This window comes from Actinacidiphila oryziradicis (assembly GCF_005047355.1).
GTDB classification, from domain to species: Bacteria; Actinomycetota; Actinomycetes; order Streptomycetales; family Streptomycetaceae; genus Actinacidiphila; species Actinacidiphila oryziradicis.
This window is the reverse complement of record NZ_SUMC01000018.1, coordinates 98,089-115,122: the sequence shown is the minus strand read 5'-3', so window position 1 is coordinate 115,122 and position 17,034 is coordinate 98,089. Positions and strand designations below refer to the sequence as shown.

The window sequence follows — 17,034 nt, the reverse complement described above, 5'->3', positions numbered from 1 at the left end:
GGCTGCGGGCACTGGCCACCGGGCACCTGGCACCGGCTCGCGGTCGACAATGGGGTGGGGCCCGGCGCGATGCGGGGCGCCGAAGGCGCGGGCGGCGGGCAGCGGGCTGGGGCCAGCGGGCCGTAGCCGGGACCGCCGTCCGGCCCAGCGCAGCGCAACCCGGTAACGTGCGCCGCGCATGGGTTCGCAAGGCGAGGGAGAAGACGACGTGAGCGGCACTGCGATGGTACGGCCGCAGCCGGACGGTGGAGCCGACCCGTTCGGGACCGCAAGGCTGCGCCGAGGCGTGCTGGACGCATGGGCGGCGTCGCCCGCCCGCTTCCGGGAGGACGCGAACGCGGAAGAGGACCTGGCACTCGGCGGTTACCGCGACCGCCTCGTCGTGGAGCTCGCCCAGAACGCCGCGGACGCGGCGATCCGTGCCAAGGTGCCGGGCCGTCTGCGCCTGAACCTCCAGCCGGGCCTCCTCGCCGCCGCGAACACCGGCGCCCCGCTCGACGCCGCGGGCGTCGAGTCCCTGGCGACGCTGCGCGCCAGCGCGAAACGCGAGGAGGCCACCCAGGCCGTCGGCCGCTTCGGTGTCGGCTTCTCGGCCGTGCTGGCCGTGAGTGACGAGCCCGCCGTCGTAGGCCGGCACGGGGGCGTGCGCTGGTCCCTCGCGGAGGCCCGCGACCTGGCGTACGAGGCGGCGACCGGCAATGAGAGCCTCGCGGACGAGCTGCGCCGGCGCGACGGCCACGTACCGCTGCTGCGCCTGCCGCTACCCGCCGAGGGCACCGCTCCGGACGGGTACGACACCGTCGTGGTACTGCCGTTGCGCGATGGCGCCGCCGAGGACCTGGCCGGGCGGCTGCTCGCGGCCGTTGACGACGCGCTGCTGCTGGCGTTGCCGGGGCTGGCCGAGATCGTGATCGACACGCCGGACGGGGTACGGACCCTGACGCGCCGTCAGGAAGACGGCACCGTCGTGGTGGAGGACACCGCGAACGGCGCCACCCGGTGGCGGGTGGAGAGCGCGAACGGGCCGCTCGGGGCGGAGCTGCTCGCCGACCGCCCGGTCGAGGAGCGGCTGCGCCCGTTCTGGTCCGTGACCTGGGCCGTCCCGGTGGGCGGCGACGGCGCCCCGGACCGGCCCGGTACGGCACCGGTGGTCCACGCCCCGACGCCTACGGACGAGCCGCTGGGGCTGCCGGCGCTGCTCATCGCGTCGTTCCCGCTGGACCCGGCACGCCGGCACGCGGCCCCGGGCCCGCTGACGGACTTCCTGGTGGCGCGGGCCGCCGAGGCCTACGTCACGCTGCTGCGCGACTGGCAGCCGGTCGGCCCGGGCATCGTCGACCTGGTGCCGGGCCCGCTGGGCCAGGGCGTGCTGGACGCGGAGCTGCGGCGGCAGGTGCTGGCGGGACTGCCGCGTACGGCGTTCCTGCCCCGGGCGGTGCCGCAGGCGGACGGCGGCCAGGGCGCGGCGGACCTGGACTCCGACCTGGCCGTCATGGACACCGAAGCGAGCACCACAGGCGGCTCCGGCGCGGCCCTGCGGCCCATCGAGGCCGAGGTGCTGGAAGCGGCCAACGCCGCCACCGTCGACGTACTGGCCGAAGTGCTGCCCAACCTGCTGCCCGCCGGGCTGGAGCGGCGCCCCGAGCTGCGCACCCTGGGCGTGGCCCGCCTTCCGCTCGGCGAGGCCATCGACCGGCTGGCCGGGGCCGAACGCCCCGCGGGATGGTGGCGGCGGCTGTACGACGCCCTCGCCGGCAGCGACCCCGACCGGCTGACCGGCCTGCCGGTGCCGCTCGCCGACGGCCGGACCACCATCGGCCCGCGCCAGGTGCTGCTCCCGCTCAGCGGCGGCGGCGCCGACCTCGCCGAGCTGGCCCGCCTCGGCCTGAAGGTCGCCCACCCGGACGCCGCCCACCCGCTGCTGGAGAAGCTGGGGGCGACCCCCGCCACCCCGCGCGCCGTACTGACGACCCCGCAGGTCCGGGCGGCCGTCGCGCAGTCCCTGGACGCCGACGAGGCCTGGGACATGGTCGACGGGGACGAGAGCGCCCTCGACCCGGAGGAGCTCGCCGAAGTCGTGCTCGGTCTCGTACGGGAGGCGAATCTGGCCCCCGGCGACGAGCCCTGGCTCGGCGCCCTCGCCCTCCCCGACGACGAGGGCGAACCCGCGCCGGCCGGCGAACTGGTGCTGCCCGGCAGCGCCTTCGCACAGGTGATCCGGGAGGGCGAGCTGGCCTCCGTGGACGCCGAGTTCGCCACGCGGTGGGGCGAGCAGCCGCTCACCGCCTGCGGTGTGCTGGCCACCTTCGCCCTCGTACGGGCGGCGGACGTGGTCCTCGACCCGGACGAGCTGGAGCCACGCGAGAGCGACTTCGCCGAGCCGGACGACGCCGGCCTGCTGGACGCCGTGGACGTGTGGTGCGAAGACGTCCTCGACCAGCTCCCGGAGACCGATGTGCCGCCGGTCGCCACCGAGATCATCGCGGTGCGGGACCTGGACCTGGTCGATGACGACGCCTGGCCGCAGGCTCTCGCCATGCTCTCCCAGCCGCCGCTCCGGGACGCGATCACCTCCACGCTGCGGGTCCTGCTGCCCGACGGCACCACCGAGTCGGTCCGCCCGTACACCGCCTGGTGGCTGCGAGACCACCCGGTCCTGGACGGCCGCCGGCCCGTCGGCCTCCGCGCCGCCGGCGGCGACCCGCTCCTCGCCGGGCTGTACGAGGACGCCGAGGCAGGCGCCGCCGACGACCAGGTGCTGCGCGCCCTCGGGGTTCGGACCTCCGTGGACGCGCTGCTGGGCGAGCCCGGCGGCGCCGCCGAACTCCTCGGCCGCCTCGCCGACCCCTCCCTCCCCGTCACCCCGGCCCAACTCCACCGGCTCTACGCCGCCCTGGCCGAGCTCGACCCCGACCAGGTCACCCTCCCGGACGAACTCCGCGCCGTCGCCGACGGTCGCCGGGTCCTCGTCGTCGACGCCTCCGACGCCCTCATCGCCGACGCCCCCGACCTCCTCCCCCTCACCGCCGGCCGGCCGCTGCTCCCCGTACCCCCGCACCGCGCCGCCGACCTCGCCGAGCTCCTCCAGGTCCGCCGTCTCTCCGAGGCCTACGACGTCCCCGTCGTCTCCGACGGCGAGCCGCACCCCGTCCCGGACGCGGTCCGCGAGCTGCTTCCGGGCGCCCCGCTGACGTACATCGAGCACGAGCAGCTACTCGTTGCCGATGGTGCCGACGGCACCGAGGAACGCATCGAACTCGACTGGCGCTGGGTGGACGGCACCCTGCACGCCGCCACCCTGGAGGGCGTCGCGGCCGGCCTGGCCTGGGCCGCCGGGCAGTGGCAGCGCCGCTTCGAGGTGGCCGCGCTCCTGGAGGACCCGACGCGTACGGAGGAGCTGGCGCGGGACCGCTGGTTTGATTGACAAGCTGCAGTTCCATAAGAAGGGCGCCACCGCCTACACCACCGTCAAGACGGTGAAGTCCGGCACCGCCGGCGCCCTGACTCACGGCTCACAGTTCACGCCGTACCGCGTCACCCGGCGCCGGGTCGTCCCTCGTGGGCGGCCCGGCGTCCGTTTCCCCCGTGGTGGCCGGCCCGTCTCCGGCGCCGGCCCGGCGCCAGACCACCTCCAGGACCGCCGAGGCGACCACCGCGACACCGACCGCTGCCCAGGGAGCCTCGGTGCCGACGAGTCTGAGGGCGAAATAGCGCTGCAGCGAAGGCGTGACGAGGACGACGACGAAGCCCGCGCCCATGGCCAGGACGAGAGTGACGCGCCCCCAGGTGTAGGGGCGGGCGACGATGGCCAGGACCCACATGGAGATCAGGAAGAGCGTGAGCGTCGCCGCGCTGGTCTCGGCGTCGAGCGCTCCCGCGCCGGTGTAGTGGTGGCGGGCGATGAGATACGTGATGAAGGTCGCGGCCCCCGCGATGATGCCCGCCGGCAGTGAGTACCGCATGACGCGCCGTACGAAGTGGGGCCTGGCCCGCTCCTTGTTGGGGGCGAGGGCGAGGAAGAAGCCGGGGATGCCGATGGTGAGGGTGGACAGCAGGGTGAGGTGGCGGGGGAGGAAGGGGTAGGGGACCTGCCAGAGGGCGACCAGGATCGCGAGGAGCACGGAGTAGACGGTCTTGGTGAGGAAGAGCGTGGCGACGCGGGTGATGTTGCCGATCACCCTCCGCCCCTCCGCCACGACCGAGGGCAGGGTGGCGAAGCTGTTGTCCAGGAGCACGATCTGGGCCACCGCCCGGGTGGCTTCGGAGCCCGAGCCCATGGAGACGCCGATGTCGGCGTCCTTGAGGGCGAGGACGTCGTTGACGCCGTCGCCGGTCATCGCGACGTTGTGGCCGCCGGACTGGAGGGCGCCGACCATGTCGCGCTTCTGCTGCGGGGTTACGCGGCCGAAGACGGTGCCGGCGTCGAGGGCGGCGGCCATGGCGGGGCGATCGGTGGGGAGGTCCCGGGCGTCGGTGGTGCGTTCGGCGCCGGGGAGGCCGAGCTTGGCGGCGACGGCGCCGACGGAGACAGCGTTGTCGCCGGAGATGACCTTGGCCTGGACACCCTGTTCGCCGAAGTAGCGGAGGGTCTCGGCGGCGTCGGCGCGGAGCCGCTGATCGAGGACGACGAGGGCCGCCGGGGTGAGAGACGCGGGGGCGGCGGGGTCCGGGTCGTCGAGGCTCTTGGTGGTGCGGGCCAGGAGCAGGACGCGCGAGCCCTGGGCGTTGAGGTGGTCGATGTCGGCGAGGACCGGGCCGGTGGCGGGGTCGGCCGGATGACCGGGGTTCCCGGGATTTCCTGACCGGAGGAGGACATCGGGGGCGCCGAGCAGCCACGTACTGCTTTCGCCGTCGGGCTGCTTGAAGGCGGCGCCGCTGTATTTACGGGCGGAGGAGAAGGGGAGGGAATCGGTGCGGTGCCATTCGGGGATCGGGACGGGGTAGGCGTCGGCGACGGCCTGGAGGCTGGCATTGGGGCGGGGGTCGGCGGCGCCGAGGGCGCCCAGCACCTGCCTCGTGCGGTGCTCGTCGGCGGCGCCCAGGAGGCGCAGCTCGGTGACGTCCATGCCGCCCTCGGTGAGGGTGCCGGTCTTGTCGAGGCAGACGACGTCGATCCGGGCGAGCCCTTCGATGGCGGGGAGCTCCTGGACGAGGACCTGCTTGCGGCCGAGCCGGATCACACCGATCGCGAAGGCGACGGAGGTGAGGAGCACCAGGCCTTCGGGGACCATCGGCACGATGCCGCCGATCATGCGGCGGACGGCTTCCTGCCAGTTGTGCCTCTCGACGATGAGCTGGCTGACGACCAGGCCGATCGCGCTCGGGATCATCATCCAGGTGACGTACTTCAGGATCTGGCTGATGCCGGAGCGCAGTTCGGAGTGGATGAGGGTGAAGCGGGAGGCCTCTTCGGCGAGTTGCGCGGCGTAGGCCTCCCGGCCGACCTTGGTGGCGATGAAGGCGCCGCCGCCGGCGACCACGAAGCTGCCGGACCTGACCGGGTCGCCGGTGCGCTTGAGGACGGGGTCGGCCTCGCCGGTAAGCAGGGACTCGTCGATCTCCAGGCAGTCGGCCTCGCTCACTTCGCCGTCGACGACGACCTTGTCGCCGGGGCCCAGCTCGATGAGGTCGCCCAGGACGATGGCGGAAACGGAGACCTGGACAGCGGTGCTGTCGCGGCGGACGGTGGGCTTCGCCTCGCCGATGACGGCGAGGCCGTCGAGGGTCTTCTTGGCCCGCCACTCCTGGACGATGCCGATCGCGGTGTTGGCGACGATCACAATGCCGAAGAAGCCGTCCTGGATGGGGCCGACAACCAGGATGACGAGGAAGAGGACGCCGATGATCGCGTTGAAGCGGGTGAAGACATTGGCCTTGACGATCTCGGTCATCGAGCGCGACGAGCGTACGGGGACGTCGTTGACCTCTCCGCGCGCGATCCGCGCTTCGACCTCCGCGCCGGTCAGGCCGGTTGTCGTCCGGCCGCCCGCCCCTGGTTGTGAGCCTGTCGGCTCCGAGAGCTCGTCGACCGTCATGACCTCGACGTTACGTGCCCGGCGACGGGCGCACCTGGTGGCGGGCGGAGGGTGAGGGAGATCTCAGGGTGCGGCTATGCCGCTGGGCCGACCTCGTCCCTGGTGGCTTCCGCCTCTCGGCGGAGCGCGTCGCGGCGGGCGCGTACATAGACGAGGCCGATGAGGCCGAGGCCCGCGCCGGCGAGGCAGGTCCAGATCCACCAGGCGTGGCCGTGGTCGGCGTACCAGCCGTAGAAGGGCAGCTGGACGAGGAAGAGGACGAACCACACGATCGTGCCGATCGTGACGGTGGCGACGTCATTCGCCTCCAGCGGCTCCGGGGCTTCGCGCTCGGGGATCCACTTGCTCATGCGGACAGCCTACGCGGTCGACTTGTTGGGAGAGGTGGAGCCGGGTCTACGCGCGGAGATGGCTTTGGTCGGATGATGTGTTCATACTGAAACGATCCGGCTTTGGCCGGATTCTTTCGTACGAACATCCATAAGCAAGGGAAATCCGCACCCCCATGCCGCCCATTTCGGCCCCCGCTGCGACGTGCGCCGCCACGTTGCCCCCGACGCCCGCCCGCAACGCTCTGGACCGCTTCTTCAAGATCTCGGAGCGGGGCTCCTCGGTCCCCCGGGAGATCCGTGGAGGCCTCGCCACCTTCTTCGCGATGGCGTACATCATCGTGTTGAACCCGATCATTCTCAGCTCGGGTACCGACAAGTACGGTCACCATCTCGCCAACGGTCAGCTGGTCACCGCCACCGTCGTGACCGCGGCCTTCACCACGCTCCTCATGGGTGTGGTCGGCAATGTGCCGATAGCGCTCGCCGCAGGCCTCGGAGTGAACACCGTGGTCGCCCTTCAGCTGGCGCCGAGGATGAGCTGGCCGGACGCCATGGGGATGGTGGCGCTGGCCGGTTTCGCGATCATGCTGCTGGTCGCCACCGGGTTGCGGGAGCGCGTGATGAGCGCGGTGCCGCTCGGTCTCCGGAAGGCGATCGCGATCGGTATCGGCCTGTTCATCATGCTGATCGGCCTCGTCGACGGCGGCTTCGTCTCCCGTATGCCGGACGCCGCGCACACCACCGTGCCCTTGCAACTGGGCGCCGACGGTCATCTGACCGGCTGGCCGGTGCTGGTGTTCATCCTGGGCGCACTGCTCACCCTGACCCTGATCATCCGCAAGGTACCGGGCGCGATCCTGATCAGCATCGTGGCGATGACCGTGCTGGCGCTGATCGTGAACGCGGTCGCCGCCATCAAGCCCGCGGACTGGGGCCTGACCGTCCCCTCCTGGCCCGGCGATCCGGTCTCGTCGCCCGACTTCGGGCTGATCGGCAAGGTCAGTCTCTTCGGCGGCTTCCACGAGGTGGGGATCGTCACCGGGGTGCTCTTCGTCTTCACCGTGCTGCTGTCGTGCTTCTTCGACGCCATGGGGACGATCCTCGGCGTCAGCGACGAGGCGCACCTGCTGGACGAGCGGGGCGACCTGCCCGGCATCAGCAAGGTGCTGATGGTCGACGGCATCGCGACGGCCGCCGGTGGCTTCTCCTCCAGCTCCGCCAACACCTGCTTCGCGGAGTCCACGGCCGGCGCCGGGGAGGGTGCCCGCACCGGGCTGGCATCGATCGTCACCGGCCTGGTCTTCGTGGTGGCGCTCTTCCTCACGCCGGTGGCCACCATGGTGCCCGCGCAGGCGGCCACTCCCGCGCTGCTGGCGGTCGGTTTCCTGATCCTGGCGGGCGGCATCCGGGACATCGACTGGAGCGACTTCACGATCGCCATCCCGGCGTTCCTGACGATGCTGCTGATGCCGTTCACGTACTCGATCACCAACGGCATCGGCATCGGCTTCCTCGCCTTCTGCCTGCTGCGGCTCGCCGCGGGCCGGGGGCGCGAGGTGCCGGTGGCGCTGTACGCGGTGTCGGCGGTCTTCGCCTTCTACTACCTGATGCCGGCGCTGGGGCTTACGTGATCCGGCTTACGTGATCCTGCTTAGGTGATCTTGTAGAAGCGTTCCGTCTCCTCGACGGCGGACTGGAAACGCTGGTCGAAGTCGTCCCGAATGAGCGTCCGGACTATGTAGTCCTGGACGCTCATTCCGGATTTGGCGGCGTGGCTACGGAGGCGGTCCAGCAAGTCCCCGTCCATGCGCATGCTGAGCACTGTCGATGCCATGGAGCCCAGGCTCGGGTTGTGATGTGGGCGGCGCGTGGCTTTCCGGCCTGAAATCACCCGGATGGGTGACTTCGGGCACAGTTGTGTTTACGGCGCTGCGGCAGTGTTTCCTTAGGGTTGGTAATGAGCTAAGCTAAGGATCGTGATGGATGTGATGGAACTGTCCGAGGACGATCTCGCCGCGGTGAGCACCCTGCGCTCCGCCGTTATGCGGCTGTCGCGCCGACTCCGCCACCAGCGGGTCGACGAGTCGCTCAGCCCCACCGAGATGTCGGTGCTGGGCACCCTCGCGCGCTGCGGCTCGGCCACCCCCGGAGAGCTCGCCCGCAAGGAGCACGTCCAGCCGCCGTCGATGACCCGCATCGTGGCGATGCTCGAAGGCAAGGGCCTGGTCCGCCGGGACCCCCATCCGGACGACCGCCGCCAGGTCGTTGTCAGGCAGACCGAACAGGCCGAGGCGATGCTGGAAAAGAGCCGCAGCCTGCGGAACGCCTGGCTGGCACAGCTTGTCGAGGGGCTGGACGAGAAGGAACGGGCCGTGCTCCGCGAGGCCGCCCCCGTACTGGAGAAGCTCGCACACCTGTAACGAACGCCACGAGCAACACGTACCAACACGTACCGACACGTACCAACACACACGACGAGTAACGCACACGAAGAACCGTCCAAGGAGGCGAACACCGATTGAGTTCGGCAGCCGCATCAGACGCCGCACCCGAACCTACCCCCGCCATCCCCCCGGGCAAGCAAGGCACCTTCAGCTCGCTGAAGGTGCGTAACTACCGGCTCTTCGCATCCGGCGCGGTCATATCCAACACCGGTACCTGGGTGTCCCGGATCGCCCAGGACTGGCTGGTGCTCAGCCTCACCGGCTCCTCCTTCGCGGTCGGCATCACCACCGCGATGCAGTTCCTGCCCATGTTGCTCTTCGGGCTCTACGGCGGAGTCATAGCCGACCGCTACCCCAAGCGGAAGCTGCTGCTCGCCACCCAGTCCACGATGGGACTGCTCGGGCTCATCCTCGCCGCGCTCACGCTCAGCGGCTACGTACAGGTCTGGCACGTCTACGCCATCGCCTTCCTGCTCGGCCTCGTCACTGTCGTCGACAACCCGACCCGCCAGACCTTCGTCGCCGAGATGGTCGGCCCTGCCGACATCCGCAACGCGGTCTCTCTGAACTCCGCCAATTTCCAGTCCGCCCGGCTCATCGGTCCGGCCATCTCCGGTGTCCTGATCACCGCCGTCGGCAGTGGCTGGGCCTTCTTCTTCAACGGTGTGTCCTTCGCCGCCCCCATGGCCGGGCTGCTGCTCATGCGGACATCGGAACTCCACGTCGTCGAACGGACACCGCGCGGCAAGGGGCAGCTGCGTGAAGGCCTGCGCTATGTCGCCGGGCACCCGGAACTCATCTGGCCAATCGTCCTGGTCGGCTTCATCGGCACCTTCGGCTTCAACTTCCCCATCTGGCTCTCCGCCTTCGTCTCGCACGTCTGGCACGGCAATGCCGGTATGTACGGCACCTTCAACTCCCTCATGGCTGTCGGCTCGGTCGTTGGCGCACTCCTCGCCGCCCGGCGCTCGAACACCCGCATGCGGCTGCTCGTCGGCGCCGCCTTCGCCTTCGGCGTCCTGGAGATGGCAGCCGCGCTCTCGCCCTCCTACTGGCTCTTCGTAGTGCTCCTCGTGCCGATCGGCGCGTTCAGCCTGACGTTCAACACCACGGCGAACTCGAGTGTCCAGCTCGCCACCGACCCCGTCATGCGCGGGCGTGTCATGAGTCTGTTCATGATGGTCTTCGTCGGCGGCACCCCGATCGGCGGCCCCATCACCGGCTGGGTCACCGACACCTACGGCGTCCGCGTCGGCTTTCTCGCCGGCGGCCTGATCGCCGCCGCAGCCGCGGTCGGCGTCGGGCTGGCCCTGACCCGGGCGGGCGGTCTGCGGGTCAAGGTCGACCTGCGCCTCGGCAAGGACCGCAAACTCTTCGCTCTCGTCCCCCGTGAGGACCGGCCGAGCCTGACGGCCGCGGCCTAGGCGGGAGTCCTGAGCAGCTCCGGAAGTTCCGGGCGCTCCGGGTGACAGGGTGGGGCGATGAGACTGTTCGTCGCGGTGCTCCCCCCGCAGGAGGCGCTGGATGAGCTCGGCGCGGCCGTCAGGCCGCTGCGGGCCGTGCCGGAAAGTGACCGGCTGACCTGGGCCGCGCCCACCGGCTGGCATTTCACACTGGCATTTCTCGGCGAGGTGGACGAGGCACTGCTCCCCGGCCTCGAAGAGCGACTCGCCCGGGCGGCACGGCGCCACGCGCCATATGTGCTGCGTCTGGCCGGGGGCGGGCGGTTCGGGGACCGCGTGCTCTGGATGGGGGTGGACGGTGACACGGCTGCCCTGCGCCGGCTCGCCGGGACCGTGCAAGCCGCGGCCCGCCGCGCCGGGACCGCCGTGGCCGAGGAGCAGCGCTTCCACCCGCACCTCACGATCGCCCGCAACCGCTCGGCGGTCCCCCTGCGCCCGCTCGCCGACCGGCTGGCCCCGTTCCAGGGCCGAGAGTGGACGGCGGCCTCCATCGCCCTCGTACGGAGCCATCCGCCCGCCCCCGGGGTGCCGGGCGCCCAGCCCCGCTACGAGGCGCTGCGGGCCTGGACCCTGGGGCACCGACCGGGGCAGTGACGCGGCCGGATAACCTCGGAGCGTGGATCCGAAGACCCGTACCCGAGTGATGACCGCCGCGCTGGTGCTGATGCTGGCCGTGGTGGTCGTGGCGGCCGCCGTCCGGTAGCCGGGCAGGTTCTACGTCGCGCCTGCTTCGCGCAACCAAGATCGTCCGCCACGCCGGCGCTTCCGCCCAACTGTCCGGGGTCGCCCGGCTTTCGGCCGGGCGACCCCGGACGTCACTCCGTTACGCGCTGTGCCAGCAGCTGGCCCGGCCAGGCGCCGACGGTGAAGGGCTGCACAGGCACGAAGCCATTCCGCCCCGTTGTAGTCGACGAGCCGCCCCTCACTGCCCGCGTAGCAGTCGACCCGCAGCAGCCCGATGCCGAGCCGCCGGGTCTCCTCGCGAGCGTGGGCGAGCAGGGCGCTGCCGGCACCACGCCCGGCGTAGCGGCGGTCCGTCACCAGGAGGTGTACGTAGACCTCCGGCTCCTTGGCCGCCGGAACGTATGGTGCCGCCTCCCCCGAGAGGGTGATGGTCCCGGCAGGGACGCCGTCGATCTCCGCGATCCACGGTGTCCCTGCGCCTACGATCTCGCCGACCCTTTTGACGCCTGCCGGCCGGGCCGACCACGGCTCGGTGCCCCACTGGCCACTGCGGCCGTGGACGACGAGCCATTCGACGGCGCCGTCGAGCATGGCGAGTATGAGGGGGATGTCCTCCTCGCCACCCGGGCGTATCCTCGCCGCCTGCACCGGGGTCACCGGCGGCTCCGGCGGTTTGGCCTTAACGGGCTCGGGCTCACCAGGCGAACGCCTCCGGCGAGGGGCCCGGACCCGGGAAGATCTCCTCCAGCTCGGCGAGGAACTCGGCGGACAGCTCCAGCTCCACCGCCCGCAGCGCCGAGTCCAGCTGTTCCGTCGTCCGCGGCCCCACGATCGGGCCGGTCACCCCCGGGCGGGTCAGCAGCCAGGCCAGGGCCACGTCACCGGGCTCCAGACCGTGCTTGGCGACCAAGTCCTCGTACGCCTGCAGCTTCTCGCGCAGCGCCGTGTTCTTCAGCGCGTCCGCGCTCCGCCCGGTCGCCGAACGGGATGCGCCACCCTCGCGTTCCTTGCGCAGCGCCCCGCCCAGCAGTCCGCCCTGCAGCGGCGACCACGGGATCACCCCAAGGCCGTAGGCCTGTGCCGCCGGGATGACCTCCATCTCGGCGCGCCGCTCGGCCAGGTTGTACAGGCACTGCTCACTGGTCAGGCCGAGCAGACCGCGCCGAGCGGCCAGCTCGTTGGCCTGTGCGATGTTCCAGCCGGCGAAGTTGGACGATCCCACGTAGAGGATCTTGCCCTGCTGTATGAGGACATCGATCGCCTGCCAGATCTCGTCCCACGGCGTGGCCCGGTCGATGTGGTGGAACTGATACAGGTCGATGTAGTCCGTGCCGAGCCGCTTCAGGCTCGCGTCGGCGGCGCGCCGGATATTGAGCGCCGAGAGCTTGTCCTCATTCGGCCAGCTCGCGTTGTTCGCGTCCATGCTGCCGTAGACCTTCGTGGCCAGGACGGTCTTCTCACGACGGCCGCCGCCCTTGGCGAACCAGCTGCCGACGATCTCCTCGGTGCGGCCCTTGTTCTCGCCCCAACCGTAGACATTGGCAGTGTCGAAGAAATTGACGCCCGCGTCGAGCGCGGAGTCCATGATCGTGTGGCTGTCGGCCTCTTCGGTCAGCGGGCCGAAGTTCATGGTGCCGAGCACCAGTCGGCTCACCTTGAGACCGGTACGTCCGAGCTGTGTGTACTCCATGGTCACCACCCAATCTCTTTGAGTGCACTCGAATCAAGAGGGCCTGGCTGTATATGGCGCTCCCATGTCCCACGCCTGTTGCATCGAGTCCGCGAAGGCGGCGGCGAGGCGATGTTCGCCCGGGACGTTCGGATGTGTGCCGCCGCATCCAGCAGGATGTCGTACCGTTCCTGGGCAGTGAGCGGGAGTGTGTGGCGGGGCGCCGGGCCCTGCGGCGCAAGAGCTGACGGGCCGGGGTGCCGCGCCCCGCGCCGTCCGCCGGGAGTGTCCGGCGGTGGCGCGGTGGCGGCGGTGGGGATCCTTCAGAGCCGCTCGATGACGTAGTCGATGGACGCGGTGAGCGCCTCTACGTCAGCCGGGTCGACGGCCGGGAACATGGCGACGCGCAGCTGGTTGCGGCCGAGCTTGCGATACGGCTCGGTGTCGACGATGCCATTGGCGCGGAGCACCTTGGCGATGGCGGTGGCGTCGATGCTGTCGGCGAAGTCGATCGTGCCGACGACCTGGGAACGCTTGGCCGGGTCGGTGACGAACGGCGTGGCGTGGTCGGACTTCTCGGCCCAGCCGTAGAGACGGGAGGAGGAGTCGGCAGTGCGCTTGACGGCCCAGTCGAGGCCGCCGTGGTCGTTGATCCACTCAAGCTGCTCGTTGAGCAGGAAGAGGGTGGCCAGGGCGGGGGTGTTGTACGTCTGGTTCTTCTTCGAGTTGTCGATCGCGGTCGGCAGGTCGAAGAACGCCGGGATGTGCCGCTCGGATGCGGCGATCTGTGCTGCCCGCTCCAGTGCCGCCGGGGAGAAGGCGGCCAGCCACAGCCCGCCGTCCGCCGCGAAGGACTTCTGCGGCGCGAAGTAGTAGACGTCGGTCTCGGTGATGTCGACCGGAAGACCGCCCGCGCCCGAGGTCGCGTCCACCAGGACGAGGGACCCGGCGTCGGCGCCCGCGACCCGCTTGACGGGGAGGGCGACACCGGTTGAGGTCTCGTTGTGGGTGAGGGCGTACACGTCCACGCCCGCCTCGGCGGCCGGCTCCGGGTGGGTGCCGGGGTCGGAGCTGATGACGGTGGGGTTGTCCAGCCACGGGGCCAGCTTGGCGGCCGTCGCGAACTTCGAGGAGAACTCGCCGAAGGTGAGGTGCTGCGATTTCTGCTGGATCAGCCCGTGCGTCGCGATGTCCCAGAACGCGGTGGAACCGCCATTGCCGAGCACCACCTCGTATCCTTCGGGCAGTGAGAACAGCTGCCGGATGCCCTCACGGACCTGGCCCACCAGGTTCTTCACCGGCGCCTGGCGGTGAGAGGTCCCGAGCAAGGAGGTACCGGTCGCCGCCAGGGCGCTGAGCGCCTCCGGCCGCACCTTGGAGGGGCCCGAGCCGAAGCGTCCGTCGGCGGGCTTGATGTCAGCGGGAATCTGGATCTCGGCCACAAGCGCAGCGTAGTCGGTTACGGGGTCGTTTCGGGCCGCTGTCCGTCGGATGAGACAGCCGGTCGCCGCTGCGGTACGCCGGTCGGGCAGGTCTTCTTCCTCACGGGCCGCGGCGGGAAGTATGGGGACATGACTGATCACGAGGACCTGGAGCGGGCACTGCGCCGCGATGTGCGCGGCGACGTGGCATTCGACGCCGGCAGCCGCGCGCTGGTGACCATGGACGCGTCGAACTACCGGCGGGTGCCGCTGGGTGTTGTCGCCCCGCGCGACGCGGGCGATGTGGCGGCGGCACTCGCGGTGTGCCGGGAACGGGGGGTGCCTGTGGTGGCGCGTGGCGGGGGGACGTCGATCGCCGGGCAGGCGACGGGGACCGGGGTGGTGCTCGATTTCACGCGCTATATGCGGCGGATCGCGGAGATCGACGCGGAGGCGCGGACGGCTCGTGTGCAGCCCGGTGTCGTACTCGACGATCTGCGGGCGGCGGCCGGGACGTACGGGCTGACATTCGGGCCGGATCCGTCCACGCACAGCCGGTGCACGCTCGGCGGGATGATCGGGAACAACGCGTGCGGTTCGCACTCGGTGGCGTGGGGGACGACCGCGGACAATGTGCGGGAGCTGGAGGTTCTGACGTACGGCGGGGAGCTGGTGCGGACGGGGGAGCCTCCGGCGGGCCTGCGGGAGGCGGTCCGGCGGCTGGCGGACGGCAATCTCGCGTTGCTGCGGACCGGGTTTCCGGAGTTGCCGCGCAGGATCTCCGGTTATGCGCTGGACGCGCTTCTTCCGGAACGGGGCGCCGATCTGACCCGGGCGTTCGTCGGCAGTGAGGGCACGCTCGGGGTGCTCACGGAGGCGGTGGTGCGGCTGGTGCCGGCGCCCGGAGCGCGGGCGTTGGCGGTGCTCGGTTACCCGGACGAGGCCGCGGCGGCCGACGCGGTGCCGGGGCTGTTGCCGCTGCGGCCGCTGACGGTGGAGGGGATGGCCGCCGATCTGGTCGGCCCGGCGGAGGCGGGGCTGCTGCCGCGGGGGGCGGCGTGGCTGTTCGCCGAGGCGGGCGGCGATACGGCGGAGGAGGCGCGGGCCCGGGCCGAGGAGCTGTGCCTGGCGTCCGGCGGGGTCGGCGTTGTCGTTACGGACCCGGCGGCACAGCGTGCCCTGTGGCGGATACGTGAGGATGCCTCCGGCACCGCCACTCGGATGCCGGACGGCAGCGAGGCCTGGCCCGGGTGGGAGGACTGCGCGGTGCCCCCGGCCCGGCTCGGCGCGTATCTGCGGGACTTTCGCGCGCTGCTCGGCGAGCACGGGCTGCGCGGGGCGCCGTACGGGCATTTCGGCGACGGCTGCATCCACGTCAGGATCGACTTCGACCTCATCGGGGCGGACGGTGTGCGCCGCTTCCGCCGGTTCTCCGAGGACGTCGCCGACCTGGTCGTCGCGTACGGCGGCTCGCTCTCCGGCGAGCACGGCGACGGGCAGGCCCGCGCCGAGCTGCTGCCGAAGATGTACGGCGACGAGATCGTGGCTCTCTTTGGACGTTTCAAGGACCTGTGGGACCCGGCGGGCGGGCTGAATCCCGGCATGCTCGTACGACCGTATCCGCTGGACTCCAACCTCCGCTTCGAGGTCCTGCCCCGTGATCCGGTCGATGTCGAATTCACCTATCCGGGTGATGGCGGCGATTTCTCGGCGGCGGTGCGAAGGTGCGTCGGCGTGGCCAAGTGCCGTACCGCGGCACCGGGCGGGACGGATGTGATGTGCCCGTCGTACCGCGCCACCGGTGAGGAGCGGCACTCGACGCGCGGCCGGGCGCGGCTGCTCCACGAGATGCTCGCGGGGGACGTCGTACGGGACGGCTGGCGCTCGGAGGAGGTCCGTGACGCGCTCGATCTGTGCCTGTCCTGCAAGGGCTGCCGCTCCGACTGCCCGGTCGAAGTGGACATGGCCACGTACAAGGCGGAGTTCCTGCACCACCACTACGAGGGGCGGCTGCGGCCCGCATCGCACTACACGATGGGGTGGCTGCCGGTGTGGCTGCGGGCGGCAGCGCCCGTGGCGCGGGCCCTCAACGCGCTGGCACGGGTCCGCCCGCTGGCCGCGCTGGGCAAACGGCTCGCCGGGATCGCACCGGAGCGCCGCATCCCGGAGCTGGCCCCGGAATCGTTTCTTCGCTGGTGGCGCCGGACGCGTCAGGGCGCAAAGCCCGAGTTCCCCGGCCGGAGCGAACCCCGGCACACCGTCGTGCTGTGGCCCGATACCTTTACGAATCACCTCTCACCGCAGGTCGGCCAAGCGGCGGTCCGCGTCCTGGAGGCCGCCGGGCTACGGGTTCTGCTCCCCTCCGCGACGCGGGTGTGCTGCGGGCTGACATGGGTGTCGACCGGGCAGCTCGACCACGCCCGCAAGGTCATGCGGCGCACCCTGGACGACCTCGGGCCGCTGCTCGACGCCGGGCTGCCGGTCGTCGTGCTGGAGCCCAGCTGCGCTGCGGCGTTGCGAACCGACCTGCCCGAGCTGCTGGGCGCGGCCGAGCCGCGTGCGGCCGCACTGGCCGGCTCGGTGCGGACATTCGCGCAGGCGCTGGAGGAGTACGCGCCCGACTGGGTGCCGCCACGGCTCGACAGGGCCGCTGTCGGCCAGACCCACTGCCATCAGCACGCTGTCCTCGGCGACGCCGCCGAGCGCCGGCTGCGGGAGCGGGCGGGTCTGAACGGTGGGCTGGCGGCCGGCTGCTGCGGACTGGCCGGGAACTTCGGCTTCGAGCGCGGGCACTACGACGTGTCCGTCGCCTGCGCGGAGGAGCAGTTGCTCCCGGCGGTCCGTGGCGCAGGGGACGGGACGGCGGTCCTGGCGGACGGGTTTTCGTGCCGCACGCAGATCGGGGAGCTGGCGGGAGTGCGGGCGCGGCACCTCGCCGAGGTCCTGGCCGACGGGCTGTGACACCCGGGCCCCGGCCCGGGGCCCG

Annotated in this window: 12 protein-coding genes; 6 read left to right on the top strand and 6 right to left on the bottom strand. The window is 71.4% G+C overall.

What is annotated here, in order from left to right; all coding sequences use genetic code 11:
- Window positions 1-223: 223 nt before the first annotated feature.
- Window positions 224-3,424, top strand: coding sequence for a sacsin N-terminal ATP-binding-like domain-containing protein (locus FCI23_RS20005; RefSeq protein ID WP_136725331.1), 3,201 nt, complete (start codon window positions 224-226; stop codon window positions 3,422-3,424).
- A gap of 88 nt (window positions 3,425-3,512) precedes the next feature.
- Here the strand turns inward: FCI23_RS20005 and FCI23_RS20000 are convergent, their stop codons facing one another.
- Together FCI23_RS20000 and FCI23_RS19995 are read right to left on the bottom strand one after the other, a co-directional pair.
- Window positions 3,513-6,035: an HAD-IC family P-type ATPase gene (locus tag FCI23_RS20000; protein WP_136725287.1), complete on the bottom strand. Its 2,523-nt coding sequence runs from the start codon at window positions 6,033-6,035 to the stop codon at window positions 3,513-3,515.
- Between the two features lie 74 nt (window positions 6,036-6,109).
- Window positions 6,110-6,385 carry a DUF2530 domain-containing protein gene (locus FCI23_RS19995; protein WP_136725286.1) on the bottom strand — a complete coding sequence of 92 codons (276 nt, stop codon included), beginning with the start codon at window positions 6,383-6,385 and terminating at the stop codon, window positions 6,110-6,112.
- Window positions 6,386-6,540: 155 nt separating this feature from the next.
- On the opposite strand from FCI23_RS19995, the gene FCI23_RS19990 reads away from it, so the two are divergent.
- Window positions 6,541-7,998, top strand: coding sequence for an NCS2 family permease (locus FCI23_RS19990; protein WP_136725285.1), 1,458 nt, complete (start codon window positions 6,541-6,543; stop codon window positions 7,996-7,998).
- Between the two features lie 20 nt (window positions 7,999-8,018).
- On the opposite strand, the gene FCI23_RS19985 is transcribed toward FCI23_RS19990, so the two are convergent.
- The gene (locus tag FCI23_RS19985) at window positions 8,019-8,201 is read right to left on the bottom strand and encodes a ribbon-helix-helix protein, CopG family (protein WP_136725284.1); all 183 of its coding nucleotides are present in this window, start codon (window positions 8,199-8,201) and stop codon (window positions 8,019-8,021) included.
- Between the two features lie 145 nt (window positions 8,202-8,346).
- On the opposite strand from FCI23_RS19985, the gene FCI23_RS19980 reads away from it, so the two are divergent.
- The 3 genes from FCI23_RS19980 (at window position 8,347) to thpR (ending at window position 10,868) form a co-directional block, all read left to right on the top strand.
- The gene (locus tag FCI23_RS19980; protein ID WP_211265410.1) at window positions 8,347-8,787 is read left to right on the top strand and encodes a MarR family winged helix-turn-helix transcriptional regulator; all 441 of its coding nucleotides are present in this window, start codon (window positions 8,347-8,349) and stop codon (window positions 8,785-8,787) included.
- A gap of 98 nt (window positions 8,788-8,885) precedes the next feature.
- Entirely contained in the window at window positions 8,886-10,235 is a 1,350-nt protein-coding gene (locus FCI23_RS19975) for an MFS transporter (RefSeq protein WP_136725283.1), read from the top strand.
- A 57-nt stretch (window positions 10,236-10,292) separates the two neighbouring features.
- A complete protein-coding gene (gene thpR, locus FCI23_RS19970) occupies window positions 10,293-10,868 on the top strand; it encodes an RNA 2',3'-cyclic phosphodiesterase (RefSeq protein WP_136725282.1) in 576 nt (191 codons plus the stop codon).
- A 120-nt stretch (window positions 10,869-10,988) separates the two neighbouring features.
- On the opposite strand, the gene FCI23_RS19965 is transcribed toward thpR, so the two are convergent.
- The 3 genes from FCI23_RS19965 to serC all read right to left on the bottom strand — a co-directional run bounded on the left by FCI23_RS19965 (window position 10,989) and on the right by serC (window position 14,069).
- Window positions 10,989-11,615, bottom strand: a complete 627-nt coding sequence (locus FCI23_RS19965; RefSeq protein ID WP_322973869.1) for a GNAT family N-acetyltransferase — start codon at window positions 11,613-11,615, stop codon at window positions 10,989-10,991.
- 37 nt (window positions 11,616-11,652) lie between these two features.
- Complete coding sequence (locus FCI23_RS19960) at window positions 11,653-12,648, bottom strand: aldo/keto reductase (protein ID WP_136725281.1); 996 nt, start codon at window positions 12,646-12,648, stop codon at window positions 11,653-11,655.
- 302 nt (window positions 12,649-12,950) lie between these two features.
- Entirely contained in the window at window positions 12,951-14,069 is a 1,119-nt protein-coding gene (serC, locus tag FCI23_RS19955; protein ID WP_136725280.1) for a phosphoserine transaminase, read from the bottom strand.
- 129 nt (window positions 14,070-14,198) lie between these two features.
- On the opposite strand from serC, the gene FCI23_RS19950 reads away from it, so the two are divergent.
- Window positions 14,199-17,009: an FAD-binding and (Fe-S)-binding domain-containing protein gene (locus tag FCI23_RS19950; RefSeq protein ID WP_136725279.1), complete on the top strand. Its 2,811-nt coding sequence runs from the start codon at window positions 14,199-14,201 to the stop codon at window positions 17,007-17,009.
- The last annotated feature ends 25 nt before the right edge of the window (window positions 17,010-17,034 follow it).

Coding starts and splice junctions, on each gene's coding strand:
- FCI23_RS20005 (WP_136725331.1), top strand. CDS start 224: ATGGTACGGCCGCAGCCGGACGGTGGAGCCGACCCGTTCGGGACCGCA.
- FCI23_RS20000 (WP_136725287.1), bottom strand. CDS start 6,035: ATGACGGTCGACGAGCTCTCGGAGCCGACAGGCTCACAACCAGGGGCG.
- FCI23_RS19995 (WP_136725286.1), bottom strand. CDS start 6,385: ATGAGCAAGTGGATCCCCGAGCGCGAAGCCCCGGAGCCGCTGGAGGCG.
- FCI23_RS19990 (WP_136725285.1), top strand. CDS start 6,541: ATGCCGCCCATTTCGGCCCCCGCTGCGACGTGCGCCGCCACGTTGCCC.
- FCI23_RS19985 (WP_136725284.1), bottom strand. CDS start 8,201: ATGGCATCGACAGTGCTCAGCATGCGCATGGACGGGGACTTGCTGGAC.
- FCI23_RS19980 (WP_211265410.1), top strand. CDS start 8,347: ATGGATGTGATGGAACTGTCCGAGGACGATCTCGCCGCGGTGAGCACC.
- thpR (WP_136725282.1), top strand. CDS start 10,293: ATGAGACTGTTCGTCGCGGTGCTCCCCCCGCAGGAGGCGCTGGATGAG.
- FCI23_RS19960 (WP_136725281.1), bottom strand. CDS start 12,648: ATGGAGTACACACAGCTCGGACGTACCGGTCTCAAGGTGAGCCGACTG.
- FCI23_RS19950 (WP_136725279.1), top strand. CDS start 14,199: ATGACTGATCACGAGGACCTGGAGCGGGCACTGCGCCGCGATGTGCGC.